This is a genomic window from Pseudomonas sp. Sample_16, assembly GCF_004307665.1.
Lineage (GTDB): Bacteria > Pseudomonadota > Gammaproteobacteria > Pseudomonadales > Pseudomonadaceae > Aquipseudomonas.
The window spans coordinates 6,946-30,785 of sequence record NZ_RCOB01000129.1; the positions used below are offsets into that span (position 1 = coordinate 6,946).

20 protein-coding genes are annotated in these 23,840 nt (G+C 52.8%); 7 read left to right on the plus strand and 13 right to left on the minus strand.

Annotated features, from left to right (window positions below; all coding sequences use genetic code 11):
- From D8U69_RS17715 to D8U69_RS17740, 6 genes are all read right to left on the minus strand, one after another.
- A partial coding sequence (locus D8U69_RS17715) for a multiheme c-type cytochrome (RefSeq protein ID WP_277751167.1) occupies positions 1–928 on the minus strand: 928 nt, incomplete at its 3' end.
- 457 nt (positions 929–1,385) lie between these two features.
- Entirely contained in the window at positions 1,386–1,748 is a 363-nt protein-coding gene (locus tag D8U69_RS17720; protein ID WP_130907818.1) for an NUDIX domain-containing protein, read from the minus strand.
- Between the two features lie 30 nt (positions 1,749–1,778).
- A complete protein-coding gene (locus tag D8U69_RS17725; RefSeq protein ID WP_130907819.1) occupies positions 1,779–2,306 on the minus strand; it encodes a serine acetyltransferase in 528 nt (175 codons plus the stop codon).
- 102 nt (positions 2,307–2,408) lie between these two features.
- On the minus strand, positions 2,409–2,735 hold the full coding sequence (locus D8U69_RS17730) for a hypothetical protein (RefSeq protein WP_153189008.1): 327 nt from the start codon (positions 2,733–2,735) through the stop codon (positions 2,409–2,411).
- Between the two features lie 497 nt (positions 2,736–3,232).
- Positions 3,233–6,874: a transporter substrate-binding domain-containing protein gene (locus D8U69_RS17735; RefSeq protein WP_130907821.1), complete on the minus strand. Its 3,642-nt coding sequence runs from the start codon at positions 6,872–6,874 to the stop codon at positions 3,233–3,235.
- 38 nt (positions 6,875–6,912) lie between these two features.
- Positions 6,913–7,548, minus strand: coding sequence for a response regulator transcription factor (locus tag D8U69_RS17740; protein WP_130907822.1), 636 nt, complete (start codon positions 7,546–7,548; stop codon positions 6,913–6,915).
- A gap of 908 nt (positions 7,549–8,456) precedes the next feature.
- Here D8U69_RS17740 and D8U69_RS17745 point away from each other — a divergent pair.
- The 4 genes from D8U69_RS17745 to D8U69_RS17760 all read left to right on the plus strand — a co-directional run bounded on the left by D8U69_RS17745 (position 8,457) and on the right by D8U69_RS17760 (position 10,766).
- Positions 8,457–8,774, plus strand: a complete 318-nt coding sequence (locus D8U69_RS17745; protein WP_130905502.1) for a DUF2388 domain-containing protein — start codon at positions 8,457–8,459, stop codon at positions 8,772–8,774.
- 190 nt (positions 8,775–8,964) lie between these two features.
- Positions 8,965–9,639: a DUF3313 domain-containing protein gene (locus tag D8U69_RS17750; RefSeq protein ID WP_130905501.1), complete on the plus strand. Its 675-nt coding sequence runs from the start codon at positions 8,965–8,967 to the stop codon at positions 9,637–9,639.
- 138 nt (positions 9,640–9,777) lie between these two features.
- Positions 9,778–9,981 carry a carbon storage regulator gene (locus D8U69_RS29505; RefSeq protein WP_177434418.1) on the plus strand — a complete coding sequence of 68 codons (204 nt, stop codon included), beginning with the start codon at positions 9,778–9,780 and terminating at the stop codon, positions 9,979–9,981.
- Between the two features lie 338 nt (positions 9,982–10,319).
- A complete protein-coding gene (locus tag D8U69_RS17760; protein ID WP_241667816.1) occupies positions 10,320–10,766 on the plus strand; it encodes a YMGG-like glycine zipper-containing protein in 447 nt (148 codons plus the stop codon).
- Positions 10,767–11,179: 413 nt separating this feature from the next.
- Here D8U69_RS17760 and D8U69_RS17765 read toward each other — a convergent pair whose 3' ends face one another.
- Positions 11,180–11,815, minus strand: coding sequence for a DUF1120 domain-containing protein (locus D8U69_RS17765; protein WP_130905498.1), 636 nt, complete (start codon positions 11,813–11,815; stop codon positions 11,180–11,182).
- Positions 11,816–12,132: 317 nt separating this feature from the next.
- On the minus strand, positions 12,133–13,779 hold the full coding sequence (locus tag D8U69_RS17770) for an EAL domain-containing protein (protein WP_130905497.1): 1,647 nt from the start codon (positions 13,777–13,779) through the stop codon (positions 12,133–12,135).
- 646 nt (positions 13,780–14,425) lie between these two features.
- Between D8U69_RS17770 and D8U69_RS17775 the strand changes: the two genes are divergently transcribed.
- Positions 14,426–15,235, plus strand: coding sequence for a winged helix-turn-helix domain-containing protein (locus D8U69_RS17775; protein WP_177434419.1), 810 nt, complete (start codon positions 14,426–14,428; stop codon positions 15,233–15,235).
- The gene (locus D8U69_RS17780; protein ID WP_130905495.1) at positions 15,214–15,711 is read left to right on the plus strand and encodes a hypothetical protein; all 498 of its coding nucleotides are present in this window, start codon (positions 15,214–15,216) and stop codon (positions 15,709–15,711) included. The genes D8U69_RS17775 and D8U69_RS17780 overlap by 22 nt, the downstream gene beginning before the upstream one ends.
- 189 nt (positions 15,712–15,900) lie before the next feature.
- On the opposite strand, the gene D8U69_RS17785 is transcribed toward D8U69_RS17780, so the two are convergent.
- The 5 genes from D8U69_RS17785 to D8U69_RS17805 all read right to left on the minus strand — a co-directional run bounded on the left by D8U69_RS17785 (position 15,901) and on the right by D8U69_RS17805 (position 21,773).
- On the minus strand, positions 15,901–17,130 hold the full coding sequence (locus tag D8U69_RS17785) for a hypothetical protein (RefSeq protein ID WP_130905494.1): 1,230 nt from the start codon (positions 17,128–17,130) through the stop codon (positions 15,901–15,903).
- A complete protein-coding gene (locus D8U69_RS17790; RefSeq protein WP_130905493.1) occupies positions 17,117–19,738 on the minus strand; it encodes a fimbria/pilus outer membrane usher protein in 2,622 nt (873 codons plus the stop codon). The genes D8U69_RS17785 and D8U69_RS17790 overlap by 14 nt, the downstream gene beginning before the upstream one ends.
- 6 nt (positions 19,739–19,744) lie before the next feature.
- Positions 19,745–20,503 (minus strand): fimbria/pilus periplasmic chaperone, encoded by a 759-nt coding sequence (locus tag D8U69_RS17795; RefSeq protein ID WP_130905492.1) that lies wholly within the window; start codon positions 20,501–20,503, stop codon positions 19,745–19,747.
- A 30-nt stretch (positions 20,504–20,533) separates the two neighbouring features.
- Complete coding sequence (locus D8U69_RS17800) at positions 20,534–21,076, minus strand: fimbrial protein (protein WP_130905491.1); 543 nt, start codon at positions 21,074–21,076, stop codon at positions 20,534–20,536.
- A 109-nt stretch (positions 21,077–21,185) separates the two neighbouring features.
- Complete coding sequence (locus tag D8U69_RS17805) at positions 21,186–21,773, minus strand: fimbrial protein (protein WP_130905490.1); 588 nt, start codon at positions 21,771–21,773, stop codon at positions 21,186–21,188.
- A 317-nt stretch (positions 21,774–22,090) separates the two neighbouring features.
- Here D8U69_RS17805 and D8U69_RS17810 point away from each other — a divergent pair, with 317 nt between their 5' ends.
- Entirely contained in the window at positions 22,091–23,833 is a 1,743-nt protein-coding gene (locus tag D8U69_RS17810; protein WP_177434579.1) for a ShlB/FhaC/HecB family hemolysin secretion/activation protein, read from the plus strand.
- The last annotated feature ends 7 nt before the right edge of the window (positions 23,834–23,840 follow it).

A 23,840-nucleotide genomic window follows, 5' to 3' on the forward strand; every position in this document is an offset into this window, starting at 1 on the left:
AATCGTCCATCAGGCGCTTGCCGACGGTGTAACCATCACCCAATGGCGCGCGGCGGGCGTGGCAACGGGCGCAGGTTTCGATTTCGACCGTGGCGTTCTTGTCCTTAAGGTCGACGGCGAATCCGGCATGGATTAGGTCGGACTTCTTCTCCGCCCATTGCAGGTGGTTGGATGCCGGCCCGTGACAGGCCTGGCAGGCGACGCCGAGGCTGTTCCACTGACCGTCGAAGGTGTTTTTCGCCGCATCGAAATTGCGCTTGTAGCCGGTGGTGTGGCACTCGACGCACATGAAGTTGGCGTTCTGGCTCGGTTTGCTCCAGTGCAGCGGGTCCTTGAAGGTCACGCCCTGGCCAGGATAGAGATGGAGCCAGCGATTCTTCTCGGTATCCCAGGCCACGCCCAGCGCCTGCAGGCGGCCATCGCCGACCTCGATCAGGTACTGCTGCAACGGCGCGATGCCGAAGGTGTAGGCAACCTTGAAGTCGGCATTCTTGCCGTCGATGCCCGGAGTGTTGACCCAGAAACCGTCGTCCTTGCGCGAGAAACGGGTGGTTTCGTTTTCCGCCTTGAAGGTGACGTTGTTGAAATCGCCGAGCATCGTTTCGGCGCTGGCCGCCTGCATCGCCAGTTGGTGATGCGAGCCTTGCCAGTCCTTGACCTGGGCGCTGTGACAGCCTTGGCATTGCTGTTCGTCGACCATGCTGGCCGGTGCCAGGGCGACAGTTTTCGGTTTGACCGGTTGTTGTACGGAAGGCTTGCTCGGCGGCGCGTAACTGACTGGAACCGGCTTGCTGCCATACAGAAGCCAGCCGATGCCCACTATCGCCAACAGCAGCATGCCGATGAAGACGGGAAACAGGTAGCGGTTGATTGGGATCGGTGGCGAATCGGTTTTTGCAGTTTTCGTGTTGTTTTTATTTGTCGGCATTACGACTTCCGTAGTCTAGGTTCGCGTTCAGGCTGGTTCAGCTTTGTTGTGAGCCTCCAGCAGTCAAATGAACGGTCAGACTGCGTGGACATCCGATCGAGCGGGTTCTCACTTCCGACTTTCGGGCTAGCAGCGCTAGGGCCACCCGGAAATTCGCCAGGACCATGTTGGAAGGCCGTGCGTTGTAAAGATTCATCGATACCACTGAACACATGATATAGGTGTCAGGAAAACCCTCTTTAAAGATAGGCAGGATGAATAAGCCTGGGCGACGAGGTATTCGTAATTTTAAATCTCTGCATGATGTCGCACCTGTCTGCGCACTGGCGACGAACGAGGTTTAAGCATTGACTGCTCTTGTCATTCTCACTGCTCAAGCAGTCCGGACCGCGTATAGCATCCTACGAACGAGGCAAGAGCGCGACAAAAAGGAAATTTTAGTGCGCGCATAGTCGCGTCACAGGCGACGCACAAATGACCTAACAATTAATTTGGTGGCATCGCTTGCGTCCAATTCATTCAGTTTGTCTAGTGCCAGCCACATACACTCAGTAATTTCATGCTGAGGTGCGGCGAGCCCTGCGTTTAAGGGGCAGGCCTCAAAAACATAGTGATGGGTATGACGTGCTTCGTACTCAAACATGAGAAGAAACGTATCTGCCTTCAATCCTGTTTCTTCTTTGAGCTCTCGTGCAGCTGCCTCTGCGATAGTTTCATCCGCCTCAACTTTGCCGCCAGGCAGCCCCCATTTAGCTTTAGGTTTTCGAACGAATAAGATGTGCCGATCACTTTCGCAAATGACGGTCGCTCTGACTTTCATTTTTCCGTCACTTAGAAGGCAGAATGGCGGTTAACGTGCATTGTAAAAGATGCTTCCCGACTCGATGCTTTTGTTGACCAAGGTCATTGCGCCGATAGTGACATCGTCACCGATCACCAAGTGATCACCGATAATGCAGCTATTAGCGCCGACGCTAACGTTGTCGCCGATGGCTAACAGATAATGTTCCAGCCCTAACGTCTTGATACCAATCGTTGTGTTTTGGCGGACCAAAAAGTTCCGACCTATACGAGCATGCCCTGAAATCACCACCCCAGGAAGGTGAGCGATCCTAAAACCGAAGTCAATTTGCGCATCAATGCCGATATCAATACCGTATTTAAGGTTTATCTTTTTTATCAAATGTTTCGCATAGCTGCGTGACATAGCGTTGCCAGAGTACAAGTACTGAGCGAGGCGGAAGAGAAACAGATACCGAAGCGAGTTGTGTTTTACTGCACGCTGGATGATGTTGGTGATAAGGCCAATACGACTTCCAGGTTTTTTCTTGTTCGATACCTCTAAAGTCCAGTGCAATATCAACGTATCGAGGTTCACAATCAAGCTCCTGGGCAAGGGTCTCAATGGGGCGCTAACGGCCCTGGGTCGAAAGGGGGATACGCTTTTAATCCATGGCCGAACCCGTGACCTCGCCCGTTTTTACAGACAATTGTTGGGAGGCTCGTTAGAGGGGCGGGTAAAAAGTACAAGCAGGCCAAGGTTGACCCCACCAACCACCCATACCGCGGTGATGATGAGTGCTTGCGATTCAATGCTCGCCGATTCCGCAGTGGATAATTCATAAATCATCCATCCGCCCATCATGGGATTAAAAAAAATAAACGACCACTTAAAAATACGTCCAAACACTCCTCGTTTTGGAATGCGTAACACGTGTTGGCAGCCACTACACGTCCAGGCTTTATCGCTTTGGTGAAGGCCGCAGCCGGGACAACTTATTAATGCCATCCCTTTTTCCTCTTTCATGCAAAAACATAACACCAAACCCTAATCCCATATCAATTCATTCTGGGTTGGCTGTCTGTAGGTATTTCCTTAACATTGACGACATACTGACTGATCGAGGGGGGCGCTTCGATTGCCAGCTAGATCGGAGTAGACACTCTGACAGAACGTTTGCTGGGCTGATTGCAACTTAAATCGATGAAGCTCCTGCGGGCATCAAGGCTTCTCTAGAGGGGAGGAACGTACAATAACAGACTTGGCCCGGCACGTCCCTGCATGCCAGCTTATAAGGAGTTAACTTAGAATGGCGCATGCCTGCCTGCACTCGCCAAAGCTGAACGCAGGGGGGGGGGGGCGTTGGACGCTTGAGCTAGCGGGGGCTCAATAATCCTGCCGCCCAGTATTGCGGGGCATCGACATAGAACCCAACCGACGCCCCGACATTCATATTGCTACCGCTGTATGGCTGGCGTTACGACGCTTTTTTGCGCGCTCACGCTCCAGCGTAAGCCCTGAACTCAGGCGTTCATGTATCCTGCCACGGCCTCTTGCAGTCGCTCTATCGCCGTGCGCACCTGGATGGCTCGCAATGTCGCTTCCTGCTCGGTCAATTCCTGGCGCAATCCCTCCTCATAGACTTTGGCTGCCTCGATCAGTCCCTGAGCCCCCACCATTCGCGCCGCACCTCTGACACGATGAACCACGCGTGCCAAATCGAACCAGCGTTTTGCGGATAAATGCTCATCAAACCGTTGAAGGTCTTGACAATTATTAGTGTACAAACTGTCAAGCAACAAACGCGCAAGTTTTGGATCACTGCCCGTAAGGGAGTTGAACATATCCAGATCGAATATCGTGGTCGCTGAGCTCTCAGTAGAGTTTATTTTCGTCATGGTTAACAACGGATCGACTGAGGCTTTTTCCAGGCAGGCTCTAAGCATGTCTAAGCTGACAGGCTTAAACAGGCAATCATCCATGCCCACCGCCAAGCACCGTTGGCGTTCTGATTCTTGCGCATTAGCAGTGAACCCTACGATAAAGCGGGGAGCACGGCCGCTATGACGCTCCTCCTCACGCAGGTGTCGAGTGAATTCATAACCATCCATGACGGGCATATCACAGTCGGTAATGACGACATCGAAAGTCTCGGCTTCCACCAGAGCAAAGCCCTGTTGCCCATCTTCGGCCTCTTTGACCGTATGACCGAGAAAAACCAGTTGTTGACCCAGCAATAAGCGGTTGGCCGGGTGATCATCGACCAGCAAAACTCGCAACGTTGACCGCTTATTGGTTAATAGCGGGCGAGGCTCCGGATGACTAGCGCTCAGCGCGGGTGCGCTGAGCGTCACGGTAATTCGTGTGCCTTGCTCTGGCGTGCTCGCTAACTGCAAGTCGCCTTGCATCATCTCAACCAGTTGCTGGCAAATCACCAGCCCTAAGCCGGTACCACCCCGAGCACTGGCCTGTTCATGGACTTGGCTAAACGGCTGAAATAGCTTTTGCAGATTGTCTGAGGAAATTCCAATGCCACTATCTTCCACAATAAAGGTCATCTGCAATTCAGCCTCTACCTGGCGCGTGTAGAGAGACACGCGAATCCCTCCTCGGTCAGTAAATTTAATAGCGTTACTCACTAAATTAGACAGTACTTGCTTTAAGCGCCCGCCATCGATCCAGGCCTCATTTTCAGACTCCAGTTGCAAGTCGGTCTCCAAGTACAACCCTTTCTGGCGCGCCAGTCCTTGAAAGACCCGCTCCACCGATTGCAGTATTTCCTTGGGACTGTTGCGCTGCGGCTCCAGCACTAGTTTCCCGGACTCTATTTTGGATAAATCTAAAATATCCCCTATCAGTAACATCAGCGCCCTAGACGAGGAGTAGGCAACCTCGATTGAGGGCCGATCCCATGGCTCATTCTTGTCAACGCGGGCTAACGTGAGCTCAAGCAGACCGATAATAGCGTTGAGGGGGGTTCGTATTTCATGGCTCATTACAGCCAAAAAGCGGCTTTTGGCCTCACTGGCTTGCACGGCCTGATCGCGCATGTCTTGTAGTTGTCGCAGCAGACGCTCCGTTTTTGACATGTCAATCCAGCCCATGAGTAAACCTACGCTGCGCCCGTTGATATCTTTATGGGGCACTGTCCACTGACGATAGCTGCGCACCTCACCCCGAATCTTTAATTCCACTTGACGCATGTCGGGTTCGTTGTCGCGCAATAGCGTTTCATAATCGTGCGCCTGAACGTTGACCTGAGCGCCCTCTAATCCTTTAACTTCTTCCCACTTGCGACCAATAACATCAGACGGCTGTAAACCAAAAACCTCATAAAAAGCGTCGTTACACAATACAAATGCCCCGGTCACATCGCGCATTACCACAGGCTGGGGGAGACCATCTAGAAGTGCTCCTCGAAAGGCTTGGCGCGCCTGCTCGGTCCGACTTTGGATGCGTCGATACACCGTATAGACAAACCATATTAGCAGTACTCCCAAAACGCTAGCTGCAATGAGCACTGCCCAGTGTAAACGCCGCTCATAGCTTCCCCAAATATGGCTGATCGCCGGCCGGCTCCCTTGCCATCGCTCCAACAGATTGTTCACCATTCTGGGTTCAAACTGATCAAACGTAGCCTCTATGACACCTAAGAGCAGAGCTTGGTCCTTCGCCACCGCAAAGGCTAACCCCGCTTGATGCTCCGGCAAGGACGTCACGACACTTAAGGTTTTGGCGAAGTATTGATTGATCAGATAACGCGCCAAAGGCAGCAACACTATCGCCGCATCAACGTCGTGATTGGCCACTGCGACCAGGCTTTCCAGGGGGCTATCGGCTTCGTGGATCTGAATATGCGGGTACTGTTTATGCAGCCAAGCGATGATGGGTGAGCCCCGTGTCAGCGACACTTGCTGAATCTGCGGGTCAGCCAGACTATTGGGGGTGATGCCGCGTACGCCGACCAATGCAAAACTGCTGGTTGCAAACGGCTCGGTGTAATTGCTGGAGGCCTGAAGGTCAGCCGTGAGTAGCACAATGGGTGATAGGTCCGCCTCGCCATCAGCGAGCATGTCAAGACTTTCGGTCGCTGTGCTGCGCTCGATCACCTTGAAGCGCAAACCGCTACGCAGTCCGACTTCATATAACAAATCTGCGACCAGGCCGCTAAAGTTGCCATCATCGTCAAAAAAACTGTAAGGCGGAAGTGCGCCGTTAACCACCACACGCACCTCAGGGCGAGTCACCAGCCAACGTATCTGCTCCGGGGTGTAGGGTGTGGCGCGCAATGAATCAAAACGCGGGCTTCCGCCCCAGTTGGACAGAATATCCGCCTGGGTCACTTGAGGGACCTGCGCAAGAACTCGGTTAAACAGCGTCACTAACAACGCATCATCCGCCCGAAACACAAAACTGTAGCCCGGTGCTTGTACTCCCGTTAACGGACGCATACGTAAATTAGGGAGCTCACCTAGGCCCATCTGGTAAGCAACGGTCACCGCATCACAAACCGCCCAATCAGCATGCTTATATTCCACAGCATGCAACGCCTCGCGCACGGAGGAATAGGGCTGTAATTGCACATTGGGAAATCTTGAGTGTAATTCGTCAATGGGGGCATACCCGTCCACCATGGCCATTTTCGATCGAGCGTTCAACAGACGGCCTGCGATGCTTTCATCGCGACCGACCAATACCGGTTGATTCACTGAGTAAGGAGCGGACAATAAAAGGCCTGGCAATTGGGCTTCGTAAGAAGAGCCTGAGCCCAGCACATCTACTTTCCCTGCTCGGAGTGCTTGCAGTGCACTTTGACCATCAGGGTAAGTCTGTATTTCGACGGTTAGACCTAAACTACTGGTGATGATTGATAAATAATCAGCCATTAATCCTTTAAGTTTATGTTTGCGCAATATGGATAATGGACCGTAGTCGTGCTCACTCACACCAAGACGGATCACTCGGCGCGTTTGTAACCACGTCAAATCATCTGCGGACAATTCGAGCCTGATCAAGGGCAAGTTAGCTTGCGGCTCTAAATGTAAGCTTTGCGCGGCTAATACCTGCTGCATGGAAAAGCAACAGCTGAATATGAGGAGTAACACGCGATAGCGAAGAACACTCCGATTGCCGTTGAATGAAAAAAATCTGCTACGAATCGACATAGGGACTCCTGTCCTCGAACGGATCGTTTGCGCATAGCTCAACTCCACGTCAAGCTCCGACCAAAGCTGATCAACTCATCATTGCCAGTCATGCCCAATTTAGCATTGAGGCGATTGTTGATCTTCTGAGCATCGGTCGCGGTGATCATTAAGGCTGATGCAATACTGTCGTGACTACCGCCCAGAACCAAGCAGCGAAGCGCGACAATCTCGCCGTCGGACAAATCACTAGCGACGCCGGCGGTGGTTTGGTAGGGAAACAGCATTCGTCCCTCCAATACCTGATTAATAGCATTCAAAATCAACGTAACGCCGACGTTTTTGCTAATAAAGCCTTTAGCGCCCAGGCGAATGCAGCGATAACTGTACACATTAGCATCAAGGGTGCTTAACACGAGTACCGGTAACGAAGGATGCTCCTCACGCAATCGTCGCAAGGTAGACAATCCCTCCATCAACGGCATATCCAGATCCAGCAATATCAAAGAGGGGGAGCAGCTTTGGGCAAGGCGCAAGGTCTCAACGCCGCTGCTGGCCTCGCCGGCCACTATGTAGCCTTCACGAAGCAGGCGCATCGCTAATACAGTACGAATGACTGGATCGTCATCGGCAATCAGAATACGGCCTTCCGGTCTGGGACGGGCCTCTCTAAGTTGATTCCTTTTTCGGTACATGAGGCAAAACCTTGTGGCTGGGTGGGTATTTGAGTCAACGCTAATGTTCCATTCAAATGGCGACCTATAAAACTCTGGGGCCGGGCGGATTTCCGCAAAGCAGCCAGCTCTCTCGCAGTGATGTCACAAGGCCATCATTGATGGCCAGGTGTCGCATCGTAACGTGAATCAAGCTTTTGTCACCAGAGCAAAACTCAGACAGTTCCCCCTGAGTGCCGGTCCGTGACGTAGTTTTTCAGGAGAGCTATTGGCGGTCGTTTAGCGCAGTGGGTAAAGTGCCATCGCAACGCGCAATTACGTGCGACACAAATCATGCTACTCGCGTAAGCCTTCCCAAAATGCAGGGTGCCTGCCCGATTATGCGTAGGGCTTACCTGATTCGAGGATTAGCAGCAAACAGCGGATCCTCACTCCAGCGGCTGGATATAGGTACAGTTTTGCGGGTGACTGTGGTGTTGAAGTGACATTTTTCATTCAATACCAGGCAGGATATGAAAGGGGGCGTTGCAAGACCGCAGCCTCTAAAACTCCTTATCGGCGCGCACAGGCACGCGGCAAGGCCCCTGGCACAGCCGGTAAGGATCGCGAGGGGAGTTCATGGGCTATCCGCAGGCACGCTCGTATAGAGCGTGGTCTGACTCGATGGGTGGCCAGATTGCGGATTGCCAAACCGCGCCCGAGAGTTCGGTTGTCCATCTTTATTTGCAGGATTTACCTACAGCCACAGCGCGGGTTTTTGACCTCTAATCGCTCAGGTCATTTAACTATGGTCTGTAGATAACGAGCTTAAGAATGGCGGCATCTGCCAACCACAAGTTCCCCAGAGCCTCCCATTCTGTTCACTGGCGTCGATAGAAGGACGTATTTGTCCAGCGACCAGTCTACTTTTACCTTTCACAGGAGCCCCTATGCTTCGTTTCATCTGTTCAGCAATGGCTGCTCTACTGATGGCCATGGCGGCAAATGTCCAAGCATCCAGCATGGTCAGCGCCTCCATTTCCGATGCTGTAAAAGCCACGTCCAATGTCACCTCCAAACTGTCGTCCTCGCTCAAAGACAACAAAATTGTACTTGCCGCCCAAGATGATGCAGCCAGTTTTGTGGCTACCGACGGGAGCATTCGCGGAGCGCAGCTGGAAAGTGCGTTGCAATACATTCGTCACTCCACACCGGAGCTGAGCTCGCTGAGCGACGTCGAGTTGGCTCGCGCCATCCTAGCGATCTAACAGTGATTGCAGGGTCATATTGATGGTCACCACAGTGCGCTGTAGCCGCTGATCTCTCCTGGGAAGACAGTCTTTTCGCGCCCCCTCAGGAATGACTGGCGCCAGTCGCTGCCACTTGATGGCAAGCGTAAGCAGGGCTCGTTTTACTGCAATCTCGTCGTCCTTGATTTTGTCCAACGGAAATAACCAGATGAACACCTCTCGAAAGCTGTTGTTTGGCATGGTATTGAGTAGCTTACTGCTCGGCGCTTGCACCTCCAAAATTACCAGCAAAACCCAGTACTCCGGTTTTCTAGAAAATTACGAGGATCTGCACACCGTCACTACGCCAAGCGGTGAGGAATCCCTACGTTGGACCAGTCCATCATGGGATCCGGATGCCTACGACACAGTCGTTTTCCAGCAACTGGAATTGTTTCCGTCACCCAAGCCCAATGAACGCGTAGATCAGGCGACTCTCGATCAGTTGCAAGCCTACATGAGCAAAATTACTAAGAAAGTTTTGAGCCAAAAGTACCACTTGCTCGCCAATGTAGACGCAGTCCCGGCCAATGCTCGCGCTCTGGAGCTTCGCGTTGCGATCACGGGTGTGAGTGCCTCCAACGAAGGCATCAAATGGTATGAGGTGGTCCCGGTGGCTGCGGTCATTAGCGGAGTGGGCGCCGCCACTGGCCATCGAGATCAAAATACCGAGCTATATCTTGAAGCCGAGTTGATCGACATGCAGACCTCGCAAACCGTGGCCAAGGTCGTGCGCAAAGCGTTTGGCGAACAGCTTAAAAATGCCAGCCAGCCGATAACCGCGCAGGCGTTCAAAGGCGCGATCAGAGCGCTTACCAACGATCTGGAAGTTTTCCTTCGCTAACCCATTTAAATGAGTCCTAGTGAGGAGCTGCGCTGGCGAAGGATGATCAATCGACCTTGGTTAAGCCCCTGTGGCGAATCCCGTTACCGACTCCTCGCAATAAGACAACGCTGTGAAAATTCTCTTTTGGGAGCAAGTATGCTCAAGCTGGCCCGGCTTCCCGGTGAGCGTATATTCATCGGAGATGACATCGTGCTTAAAATCATCAGCACCGACAGTCATACCGTTCAACTTAGCCTTGAGGCGAGCCCTCATCTGCTGATCGAGAGTGAAACCTATTTCTTAGGCGATCAAGATAAAGGCAGGCCGGAGGTGCAGGCGAATGAACGGTCGGAGGGCTAATGCGCCTACTACCCAGGAAGATTCGTCTGACTCCCTGAATTTTTCGTTACGCCCCCCATCACGACCTCCAGAATCGTGCTCCCGGGAATGGGTCTGTCAGCTAGCGGCTCTGGGGCTAGCAATGCTCGCAGGGGCAGGCATCGGTTTGCTTTCAGCGGTTATTTTTTACCAACTTTTAAGTCTTTCTTAGACCGACATCACCGCCCTCTAAACACCGTATTTGCAGCGATCGAGCCCTCTTCGGGCGATGGCTTTAACTCCACCTCCGACAATACCGAGCTCTAACAAGAGCCGGCTGTGCAGCCTTTCACAGGACGCTAATTATGAATGTATGTGCCATGACCGTATTCGCGGTCAGCTTGATTTTTAGTGTGACAGCCGGGGCAGCGACAGTGGTTCCGCTGAAAAATCAAAGCTCAGAAACGATTCAGAAAGACACGGGCACCTGTCGCACCCAAGCCAATGACCAGCATCCGATTTCTACCGATGTCGCCATTGGCGGGCGAGTTCGAGGAGCGGCCGTCGGTGCCGCGGCGGGTGTCACAGCAGCGCAAATCAAAGGGCATCAACATGAGCGTATCTATGATCAACTCAGTCACGACACACAACAAGATTATCGTCAAAATCACGCGATCAGCGCTGCGACGGCGGGAGCTATAGTCGGTGGTGCCCGCCAGCGGCACCAACGCCAACAAGCCATGGCTGCGACCGACCAGGCAGTAAGAGCCAATAACTCGGTGTACAGTGCGTGCCTGCAGCAGCGCGGTTATGAGGTTCTGCCATAGTCTTCGCCCCAGGTTATCCAATAACCGAGCAAATTGGGTCGCTGCCTCGCAATCCGCTGGCGAGTACCCGCCGTCTAAAGCCGTTTATGGGGTTCCGCGCCTCCTTCTGCAGATCATTTTGCCATCCGTGTTATAACCATGTTAGGCGCCCCCGTGCGAGGGCGCACTGCTGACGGGGTCGCAGAAACTGGCATCAAGCGCCCTATACAAAGCCCTCCTGGGATGAAACACGACACAGTTGCCGTTACGATAATGCATTGCCACCGGGTGCGGACTCCCAGTACAAGTCCCTAAGCTCAATAAGTGTCGAGCCGATGCTCTATCAAGCTGAGGCGCTGGCCTAACAAGCTAGAGCTGACACAATTTGCAGGAAATCCATTACCTGGCCGCTTCCCGCTACAACAACACGGGTCTTATAGGTAAATCAGCTCGAATGTGGCAGAGCCATCGAGGTCTATTGTGCTACTGGTATCCAAAGTGTTACGCGGCTGAATATGATAGGCCACTGCAATTAGACTTGATGCATTTGTCACCGCCTTAGGCGCGGTGGTCGGGGTTGTCGCGGAATCAAAGGCATAGGTATTCGAGCCTGATGCATAACTCTTAAGAAGCGCGGCCGAAGCATTAGCCCAGGTACTACCATTATCCGTCGAAACTTTAACTAATCCTGTGGCTGAATCCGCTAGTATAGTTTGGAGCGCCATGTCGTAATAGCCTATAGGATGACTTGCGCCATCTAATCCCAATCCAAAATGATCAGGGGCAATCACCGATGACGGCACGGTGGCAGCTCGGTTATCGACTAATCTAAAACCCGCATAAGAGGGGGCTGCACAGGTGATACTTAGCGTTTGGCTGACTCGCTGAGGGGCATCCGAGACGCCTGTCGGAGCCAAGACAATCTCGCCAAAATCGATCTGACCATTGCCCGTCATAGCAATATCGCAAGCGGGCGGCGAGATGATACCCGTCACGGTAATGTCAACAGACGTAGCCGCCACAGCGGCATGCGTTAAAAGGCACAGTGGCAACACCAATAGTCTTTTCATAGTTGCTTCCAAGGAAAAGTAAGTGAATCCAGTTGGATGTGACTTCCTTGCTAATAACGACGTAGCTGAACATCAGAGCGCACCAGAAAAAAGCCCGAGCAAACCCAATCTGTTTAATCGCGCTCTCTAGATTCAGTAAGCGCCATTGCTCTGGGCTTTTCTGTAAGGCAATACTGAAAAATGGTCATGTAAGCAGCCAAAGTGGGTGTCCACGGTTTTAGTTCCGGCGCTGGAAAATTACCGTGCGATACCGGTACACCGCTACTTCACTTGCAGGTAATAATAGGCGCCGAACCGGACCTTTAATCCATTGCACGTCAGAGTGCGGAGGACCCCGCTGCACGCTGTAGCGCGAGTTGGCGAGCAGGCAAAGCGGGGGAGTATAACCAGCCTTGCGCCAGCGTGACTCCAGCCTGGCTAAGCAGATGCGCCTGCTCTGTGAACTCCACACCTTCGGCTACGACACTGTATTGCATCGTTTGAGCAATACGCAGCACTTGTCGCCACATGGCTTTAGATGCGTGACAGCGGTCGAGGGTTAAGAAAGAGCGATCTATTTTAAGAATGTCAATCGGCAGGTGCTCTAAATATGCCAGATTAGAATAGCCAGTGCCAAAGTCGTCAACGGCGATACGATGCCCAAGTTCTTTTAATCGCCGCATCTGAGAGGCTGCGGCATCCTTGTCCAGCACCACGCTTTCGGTAAGCTCAAATACAATCACTGCAGCAGGGACATGGTATTCACGGAACAATGCACTGACAAAGTCAGCAAACTGGCTGTCTGCCAAGTCCTCGGCAGATAAATTGATGGTGATGTACAAACTGTCGCAATATTGAAAAAAAGCCGCATATTCCTCAGCGACCCGTCGACATATCCAGCGAGTCAATTCATTGGTCAAGCCGCAGCGCTGAGCCTCGGCGACCACCATGGCTGGACTCAGTGTTCGTCCCTTGACGCTCCAGCGTAATAAGGCCTCGGCACCGCGCCAATCCCCCGTGCGCAGATCGACGATCGGCTGATAATGGAGGTTCAAACGATTGTGGCGCATGGCCCGTGAGAGCTGAGCGGCAAGCGACAACTGATGCCGATAAACATAGCGTCCAACCTGCACAAGCCCAAAGCTCGATATGCCGCTGCCAAACAACACGGCGAGAAATATCAACCAGCGCGTCTGGTTAACCTCGGTCGCTGGCTCACTGATGACGCCGAGTACATTAGGCCATGGCGTGGCCAATGCGAGGTACCAGGCGTCTTTATGGGCTACCAACTGCCCTACGGGTGGCGGCCGGCCAATGGCAATCGGGTCATCGTCTCGAGCCATCACCACGTGCGCATCGCGCCCATCGATGAGTCGGTAAGCTCGGGATGAAAAGCTGGGTAGGCCGTCAAAAAACAGGTCCTTGTTCACCCAGACAAACGCCTTATCCTGGGCAATGACAATGTAATCCTGATTCACATCGTCGGTGAGTAGACCTGGAAACCAATACTCGCGTTCTCTGCGCGGATAATAAGTAATTGCTCCTCGGTGCGGGAGAACGGACCGGGCAAGCGGGTAGCCATAAGATGAGCAGACTGAACCGTCGGGCATCAGCAGGGCTGCTTCATACACGTACCGGTCAGCTCTGACCGCCTTGGCCAGCGCCTGGAACACTGAGGCCGTACAGCTTTTATTCGAGGCGCTTAGTGCGCTCATGGTCGTCAAGACACGATCGACCTGCTCATCGATCTGCTGAGCACGCGCATGAACGTCAAGAGCTAGCTCGCTCATGCCGCGCACCGTTTGCATCTGCGTCAATCGGTCACTGATTAGCCAGATCATCGCGACCACAGTCAGAGCGCCGGGAATCCACAGCGTCAATAACCACCATCGTCTAAGGGCTGCGCCTTTCATTGAAAGAACGCCACTGGACAGCAAACCACTGTCCGAAGCCATAACAGCGCACAACTTTCGCAACAGGTTCATTTAGGGTCCTTGATTGCGATCGCTATGCAGCGAATCCGCAGATGGCCTGAATTCGCTCTTGTGAGGCGCACTGATTGGGTGCGCACAGGTCTACCTGATGGGGCGACACACCGAAAAGCACAACCTAATCCGGCAGCGACGAAGAAACTCCTGCTTGTAGCGCCATTGAACCGCAAGTATTTTTGAATCGCTGTAGGGAAATCCTGAAAGGCGGATGATGAGGTTTATCGACGCCCATGGCTAAGCTCAATCCGAGCCTCAACTCGCCCAGGTACAGGCGCAGTCTGATCAAGACACCCGCTCTCACTCATGCCTGACCCTTTCCTCATCCGCCCCACGGCGGGCTCACTGCGCTTAAAGATCATTGATTGACGGGCGTGACGGAAGTGACGCCGCCTCCCAATTCCTGCACGGCAGACAGAGTGGCTAGAGCCCGCACTAACCCTCAGTTGCAGGATTACCCTACAGCCAGTTATCTCGTCTGTGCAGTTCAATTTAAAAAGTAAAAATGATCGGTTCAATCGCCACGACACACGGCAGAGCGTCAATGAGCGTTATGCACCATTGCCCTTGGGTGGCAACCTCACTTTCTCGATGTTATCGACGACGAGGGCACTTCATAAGCTCATCTGACGGGAGTTCCAGCATGAACTATGTGTTTCGATTAAAGCGGGGAGAAGTGGTGACCTTTGACCCGGAGTACTCCACATTGTCCATTCTGTCACCGAACGAAACAGTTGATCACCATACCCTAGGCAGGGCTGAATCACGCCTGCTAAGTTTTTTGTTGAGCGCGCCAGGCAGTGTTAAGAGCAGGGCTGAAATTGTTGAGCACGTATGGGATGACCGTATTGTCGCCTCGGGCAGTCTGAATCAAGCGATTTTTTCACTCAGAGCCATTCTCAATGACAGTCGCGAACATGAGATTTTGATGACCGTTCCTCGACGAGGATATCGCTTTAATCGTCAGTACGTCATTGACGATGCAGGCCATATCGGTGACACCGAGGACCTTCCGATACGCCCGACGCCTTCTGAGATGTTATATCCTCCAACAGGGATTCCCACGCTGTTATCGATGATGCCGCCCATGAGCAATCGCCGAAAGTTATTGCTCGGCTATGCGGTGGTGCTGCCTTTGCTGGTAGTAGCACTGGTTCAAGCACCTGAAATCGAGGAGTCCAGAATTCAGATTACCAACGCCTACCATGACAAGGTGACATTGCATTTTATTGCTGCCACGCGCGATAAGGCATCAGAATTTCAACATATGTTTGCTGCTGATCAGGCCAAACTCCCCGTTACGTTAAAAGGTGAAGTCTGGCTTCTTAGCAGTAAAAATACCTATGCCGTCTCATGTATTCGCGCCGATGGCAGCACGTCAAACTTAAAATTCGACCACAACAGTATAAAACCGATGGAGGTTGTTCAACAGTGCCTAGAATCCGCGCTCTGAAAGCCTTTTTGTGCATCCTGATACCCTGGCTAGTGCTGGCGGGATTGGCTTGTATATGCGCCGCACTTTTTTATACGTCGCTTGCCGCGCGCAAATACAACGGAGAATATCAAACCACTTTTAAACAATTACGACCCACCGCCGAACAACTGACTGAAGAGTACCTGACGCTCAATCAGCAAATGTTTACTTTAACGGAAATCCATCAAGTCGACGGGACGACTCATTATGAGACTTTTTATGCCGACGTCCTCAACACCCACCCCCTCGGTGGGCAGTTACAAGTCAAAAACGTAATGACGGACCAGCGATCTCGCTGGACCCCATACCAAGAAAATGCTGAGCTCATCGCGAAATATCAATACGCCACCCAACCTGGCGCGATCCTTAACTTTCAAGTACTCAGCGCCCCGCATGGCGAGGCGCTGTGTATGTACATCTATGAGTTGAGTCGTTTGCGCTGCATGAACCCTTAACGCCGACGAAGCGGAGGCTGATCCAGGTGCGAAGCACTATGAGGGAGGTCGTCCGCTTCGTGCCCCAAGCGGATATCTCCTTTTCCTCCAACGGCCCACACTCTGCGTCCGGTGCGTCTTGCTCCAAGAGAGTCAACCCTACCGACTCCGCTTTTCCCTCGTCATGACCGTTGCACCATAAGGCTACCCTTAAAAGATATTAATGGTGAACGCATAATTCACCGAGAAGGCGCCGGGCACCAGGGGGGAGCCATTTTTGTAGTAGCGGAACGTGATGGGGATGTTTAACACCTCGCCATTGAATTCGTTGTTTTGCAAGTATTGAGTCTGGAAGGTGGCGCCGTCGTCACTGGAATATTTACCCGTTAACGGCGCGCCAGGACCTCCGAGCGGTTGATTCGGGTAGGTGACCCCAAATTGGACGGGCACGCCTCGCATCAATAATTGTATGCCCAAGGTACTGTCAGCCGTAGGTAACGCAACGCCATCTTCCGGCCCCGGAAAGGCGGTGTTAAAGGACACCTCGGGTAGACTTTGATTGGCGAGAGCCTCACAGGAAAAATACCATCCAGTTTCTTTTTGGCTGGTGCTGATAGGCCCCTGATTGCCGACGGCATTGAAGTCAGTGACATTGACACTCTGCATGGTGACCTGACGACCCGTGTTAGCGCCTCCAACACTGCCGACCTGGCACGCCGGGGTTTTCACCACCAAGCTTGGAATGTTGTTGGGCGCAGTGTTGCTGGGTCGCAAGTTGGTCGACACCGGGTTTCCGGCATCAGACGTCAGCTGACCGAGCGTCATGTCATAAATTTTGAAGGCCCCACCGTTGCTCACATTCAGGAACGTTTCCACCCCGGGAGTCGCCAAAAACGGTCCGGTACGCATCCAGCTGGCGCGCAGTGTGAAAGGCAAATAAGTCACCACGCCGGTGGGGTTGACGTTGGCGGTCGGCGCCGCCACAACAATGGAGTTCGCTATCGGTCCATTGACTTTTCCCGGAAATTGCAACCGCAACCCCACGCCAGGCACATTGCTCGGCACGATGTAACCGCTACCGCTGGGCAAGGAGCCCGGGGGCGCCACGAACAAAATTTCGACTTTATGCCCAACCGCGGTGGACGCTACCGAGCAGCCACCGAGCGAACTCGTTGGAAAGCTGATGTCGGTCATCAGGGCGTTGATCGGAAGGGTCGCCGCATCCATCCAGGACGGAGGGCCGTTGCCGCCGGTGTCGATATTAAAAATTGAGGACAAAATGAAGGGACTGTTCTGGCTGACACTCCCATCCGTGCCGTTGAGGATGATCGAACAGCCCGCGGCGTATGCGGTGCCGGACGAACAAACCATGTACAGGCCTAACAGGACCGCTCGGCGTGATATCCATTTGAGGGAGGAGGTTTCATTATTTTTGGACATGGGCGGTACTCAGCGCGAAAGGTTCACAAATCCCTGTGGCTTGGGCCATGGCATTCATGCCCTTAGCCGTAGGCGCTTTCTTCGTCAACGTATACTTGATCACACAGCCGTCGGTTTTATTCAGCGCAATGAACAACTTTCCGGTGGACTCAATGCCGCGGACGAATATGTGACCGCCTTGCCCAACATAACCCACGGTACTGCCCGCGGGGGCATCTCTCACATCAGCCCCAAAAGGCAGCGGCGAGCCATCACTGAGGGTGGCGGTGATCAAGCCGGATGTTTTTTGTGAGGTATTGAATTTGACCCGCACAATGGCCCCGGACGCAGGAATAGTCTCATTACTGGTGGAGTCCAATTGCACATCGGTCGACAATCCCAATGGATCGAGCTCGACGCGATTACGCGCATAGGGGGTTAAGGTTGGCACGACGCCGTAACCGCTATCACCGACCTTGGTGCCGTACCCATTGATGATTTTTGCCTGCGCTGCATCCTTGGCTTCCACCAGCGCCACGGTTTGTCCCAGGCTTTGGCTCAAGGTAATGCCGTCAGCGTGCACAAGCATCCCGCCGGAAATACCGGCGTTGGTCTGCGTATACCCGTCACCTTTAGTGACGCCGAGGTTTACATTGGCCAGCGCACCTTGATAGGCGCCGTTCAGGCTCAAACTGCCACTGTCACCACTATTGCCCAAGGCTTGACTGGCAGTAGCACCGTAGGAGTAGCGTCCATCAGCGCCTGCCGTACCTGTCAGGGTCGCTTGGGCTTGGCCATTGTTATTGTCATCGAAGGTGTTGCGACTGGTTAGGTATTGGCGATTACCGCTGTCCGATGGAAAGAGTGGCATGGTGAAACTCAAGATGTATTGAGTCGTGTTAAAACCGTTTTGATTGAGGGTGCGATCGATTTCGAAGCTGTAATTAATGTTTTTAAACGAGTTGTTGTAGGTCATTTGATACAAGCTGTCGGTGCCTGAACGATTCCAGTAATCGCGCGTTTCGCCGTTGAGATAAAGACTGCCCCAGCCTTCACCCAACGATTGCGTCAGGTTGACGCTAAACCGGCTTTTTTGTTTGTCGTTGACCGAAAATACCGTGCTGTCCCTGACGCTGCCGCCCGCACGCCGGTTATTCTCGCTCTGCACCATATCGCTGAATGACCAATAGCCTTCAGTCGAGTACCGATAGCTGGACAGGGTAATGTTGGTCTGGGTAGCGTCCAGAAGCTTGGAATACAACACGCGCACACTGCTGCCTTCATTCGCCTGCACATCGTCCAGAAGGTTTTTTGCGTAGGTAAAATCAGCTGAGAACGCGCCAATGGGTGTGTTAAGCGCGCTGCCGAAGGCCACGGAGTGATAATCCTCACTGGCCAACACACCACCGTAGGGGGTTAGGGTGTTATTCAGGCCGTAGGTGGTCGTAAATTGAGCGACCTTAGGCGTGTAATCATCCAGTCCAGGGCCTTCCGCCTGGCCAATGGCCGTGAAATAGTTAATTTGACCAGGGCGCAACAACTGCGCAGAAGCCGAATACGGTACGGTGTAGGTACGACTTTGCCCATCAGCTTCGGTGATAGTGACTTCAAGGTCACTGCCGTAGCCCACCGGCGCCAAGTCGCGAATCTCAAAGGGCCCCGGAGCCACAGAGCGCTGGTACAAAGTCATTCCGCCTTGGGTGATGGTGACCTTGGCGTTACTGTTGGCTGTCCCGCGAACCACGGGGGCATACCCTCGTTGCGAAGCCGGCCGCATGCGCTCATCAGTGGCCAACATGGCGCCGCGAAAGTTATACGAATCGAAGACCTGGCCATCGGTATAAGTTTCACCCAGTCTCAAGGTTGAGCCCAGCGATGGTACATCCGTTTCGGCATAAGTGCGTTGACGTTGGTAGGTCTGAGTGTCCTCATTGCGACTCAAGCTCGATAATTGCCGAAAGCGCCACCCACCATAGTTAAAACCGGCGTCCAGTTGTAAAAAACCGTCGGTCGTTTGTTGGCCTTGGGACTCGTTGCTAAACAGGTTAAGGGCATAGTTCAACCGCCCCGCGGTGATGCCATCGTCCCACAAAGAGGGATCGATATAGTCAAGCGGACGCTCCGCCAAATAAAGTTGGGGAATCTGTATATCCAGGCGCTGCTCGTTCAGATCATAACGGGATGAAGCCCCGGGTATGATGGCGCTGACAGGCTGGCAGGGCGGTACGGGGGCATCGACCCCCGTTACCCACAAGCGTTCTTTGGGATCTAATTTCGTCATATCCAACGCAAAAATACGCATTTGCAAAGGAGTTAAACATGCCGTCGCATTGGTACCGTCAGCCCCTGCGGTGAACAGAACAGTCTGCTCTTGGTAGAAGTTATCATTGACATAAAACTGTACCGAGTAAGTGCCAGGCGATACGGGGTTGCCCTTGGAAAAGCGCGACAGGTCAACATGGCTTTTTTCAGCCTCGTTGCCCCACAGCATGCGCTGGTCAAATTCCACATCAGCATATTGAGGTTGAAGGTCGGCGTGCGCCGCCGCAGGCAAAATCAATAAGGCGCTGAGGGCCTGAGCACAATACAGAGGGCCTTTGGGAGAAGGAGCAGTAATTATACGAGCCATGATGATTTAGTCTGCCCGACCATGATAAGGCAGGGCTGTCGCTTTAAGTTCGGGGGTTCCACCGTAGTCATTGACTGGAAAGTAGGTAACCGTACTGGACGGGTTCGAAGTTTTAGCCCCTACAAGCTTGAGCACCGCTTGTGAGAAGGGAGCCACCATGATGCCTTCGACAGTGCCTGCGTCGCCTTTAGCTCCCAACTCGACGCGCTTAAGCGAGACGTTAAAGGCGCTGGGGTTTTTCACCAGTAGTCCCCCTGGTTGAGCCTGCCAGACCAATTGTTCTGGCGCCGCCGCTGCGCTGCCTGGTAAGCCTTCAGGACGGAAAAATAATTTGATACGGGTACGCAGGGAAAACTGCAGATAATTGGCGTCACTGGTGTCGCCGGCGGGCTTGGCGGGAATTTCAAGGACATTCAACCAAAACACCGATTCACGATCGGTGGGAACCGGTTTGCTCTGGGTATAGCGAACCCGTAAGGCATGTCCTTTGTCGGGATCCATACGGAAAATGGGGGTCAAGATAATAAAGGGGACGTCGATCTTTTCGGGGCTGGACTTTTCATCTCCGTCATCAATCCAGGCCTGCACCAAGCGAGGGGCTTCGCCTTTATTGGTCAGGCGCACCGTCACTTCCGCGGCCTTCGCTGGATAAATAACGCGCGTACCATCAATCACGATTGATGCGTGAGCCGTCGACATGCATAACACAGCACTTAAAAATGTCATCAACCAAGTAACGAACAAACGAGTAGGGTAGCGGTACATGGGTGTTTCACCGATGTTGGGCCCAAAGGGCTAGAGATAATTAATGACGTAAGTGAGTGCACTACTGACCGCGCCAGCGCTGGCGGCGGCAGTCGCGTAATATTGAATATAAAAAGAAAAGTTGACCGCACCTGCGGTTGGCGCAGTGGGCGTCGCCGCGTTTTGCGAATCGCTATCCAGGCTCAAGTTCACCACCCCTGAGTTACTGTCGAGCAGCTGCAGCTCAACGGCGCTCGCAGGATTTGAACTGGCAGTATTGTTGAGTCGACCTTGAGGGGTGATGGTGCTTTGCGTGTTCTGAAAATACGGCACTACCTCACCGGTCGAACTGCAATTAGTCAGATTGAGTGTAAAACTGGTTTTACCGTCTACATTGCCCACCGAAGCAAGTTTGGCCACTGTGGTGGGAGGAAGGGCAACGGTGGCGTCCGTGTTTGCGCCGTTGATTCGCACTTCACAAGTTGACGTTTTAAGTTCACCCAGGACAGTGACGGTCTGTGTATCCGCCAATGTGACCAACGGCACCAACAGGGCGAGCACTCCCCCGCCGCGATGATAAATAGGCCGCTTCATATAAGTACTCAGCCAGACATTGCGCGGGCATCGGCGATGACCGCAAACAAAGCCGACGTTCCCTCCCAATGAGCGGAACGCCGACAGGTTCTACCTAACTGACTGGAATTCAGTTGTAGCTCAGAACATATTCCAGTTGCGAGGTAACCAAGCCCGGAGTGGACTGGCCGGTGGCGTAGTACTGGGCGTAGTGAACCAGTTCGGCAGTACCGGCACCGGCTGCGCCAACGATAGTGGCGTTGGTAGTGTTCTGCTGACCATCTGGCTTAGACAGGTCGATTGGTTGCAAGGTGTCATTCAGCATTTGAATCTGAACGTTAGTGGCACCACCGCTCGCAACGGCGGTCTGGTTATTCAAACGACCATTGACATTAATGATTGGCGAAGCCTGCCAGAATGCATGCACGGCGGTGGCTGGCGTGCCGGTGCCACCTGCTACCAGACCGCAATTGCTCAGGTTCATACGCACAAATACGCGACCAGTGACATCCGCCGCATTGGCCAAGGCGCTGCTCGAAACGCGCGGCAAAGTAACAGTGGCGTTAGCGGTGCCGCCGTTAACGGAAACGTCGCAAGTGGTATCTGTCACTTCTCCAGTGAAATCGATCACGCCGGTATCGGCAGCCATTGCTGTTTGCGCCATTGCCGTCGCTACCACTACGCTGGCCGCGAATGCAAACTTCTTCATGCTAATCATAAAATAGTCTCGTCGAATTTAATAAAACAAGGGGTTTGAACTTAGGCCTTAGCGCGTAAGTGTCTAAATGGTAGGTCGCCATCGACCGCGGCGGAAGTGATTGGTGTAAAAAATAACAATATTTAAGCCGATTAACGCCAGCGGCAAGAGGGCGAGGCGTGTTTGATTATCTAAATAATAATAAATAACAATTTTTGATTCTGGCGAAGCGCGGTTTCTGTTTAGGATTTCTATGCATTTCAGTTCGACTGAACATTGGCATGATCTTGAAGCGTCTTACAACAACTATTTATTATTTTTGGTCGCGAGGAGCCGCCATGAGTTTATTGGAACGTAAAGGACGCTTTATTACCTCAGCGCTTTTACTCCTAATAGCGATCCCTCCTTCATGGGTGATCGCGGCCCCTCAACAGGCCCTGCCGACGAGTCGGGAGCAGGATCAACAGAATAAGATCTATCAAGACGCTATGATCAAACGCGCCCTCAATGAAGCGCGCCGTAGCCCAGAAGGCTTGGTTGATGAGCCCGATCAAACGGTTGAGCCCGCAGGGATTCGTGGCGGACCGAGCTTCATGATTAACCACATTGAAGTTGACACGGGTTTGTTTCCTGCTGACGCGGTTGAGGTTGACGACATATTGCAGCGTTATACCGGTCGTAAGCTCGACGGCACTGACGTCTTCTACCTAGTGCGCGACATCACCAATCGCTACAGCGGAAAGGGCTTTTCGACCACCGCAGTGAAAGTCATTCCCGGCAACATGAAGTCCGGACTTTTAACGCTGGTGATCGATTGGGGGTTGGTCGAAGGTTGGCTCGTCAATGGCAATGCTCCTAGCTCAATCGCGGAAAAGATGATGACATTCCAAGCGATGCCGGGTGTCATCGGCAAACCGCTTAATATTTTTGATCTGGATCAAGCGATTGAAAACCTTAACAACGGCGCCAAGCGGGCCACCATCGATGTCGTGCCGTCGGAACGCGCGGGTTATTCGCTTCTGAATATTGTCACCACCCCAAGCAAGGCCAATACCGTTTCGCTCGGCATGAATAACTCCGGCGTGAATTCTCCGAGCAATGGGCGCTATCAGTATGTTTTAACGTCCAGTTTGAATGACTTGTTGTTGGGTAATGACTCGCTTTCGGTGTATGGCAATGGCCGGCGCTTCAAGGATGACGAGCATAAGTCGGAATATTCCGCCGGGGTGAATTATTCGTTTCCGGTGGGCTACAGCCTTGTTGAACTACGCTACAGCGACTCTTATTACAGCAATATACTGTCGGGGAATTTCGGTGATTATTCCACCCATGGCGACTCGCAAACTTATGACATCAAGCTGTCGCATACGTTGTGGCGGGACACGAACACCAAGCTTTCCGCTTACTCGCAGTTAGAACGTAAAGAAAGCGCGAACTATTTAGAAGACACGTATCTAGAAGCCAGTAGTTTACGGTACAACGCGCTGACCATGGGATTACAAATGGTCAATAAGCTCCAAGGCGGAGTTTTATATGGCGACTGGAGTTTGACCCAAGGGCTTTCGGCGTTTGGCGGTAGCGATGCGGCTTTCAAAAAAAATGGCAAACCCACCAATGTGAGATTGTTTGCTTTTAACACGGCCTGGTCAGGTGGGCTTCAACTTTATGACCGGGATTTTGAGTACGCCATGCATGTCGGAGGCCAGTATGCCAAAGACAGTACGGTGACCACGTACAAGCAAGGTATTGGTGATGAATACACCGTGCGTGGGTTTCAAGGGCCTGCTTTGTGGGGAGATCGGGCCATCTTCGTCAACAACACCATAACGCTGCCCATTCAAACAAATTACGGCAATTTTGCCCCGTTTGTAGGTTTGGATGCAGGTTACGTTGATGAAATTTATGAGGAACCGGGATATGCCGAAGACGCCACTATTGCCGGTGCAAGCATCGGCACGCGCCTGAACTGGCCTCACGCCATGCTCGGGTTCACTTTGTCCCGCCCGCTGCTTATCCCCGATTTTATCCGATCCAATACGTCGCCTTACATCACGTATGTAAACGTCAGTATTTTCTATTAATGCGAGT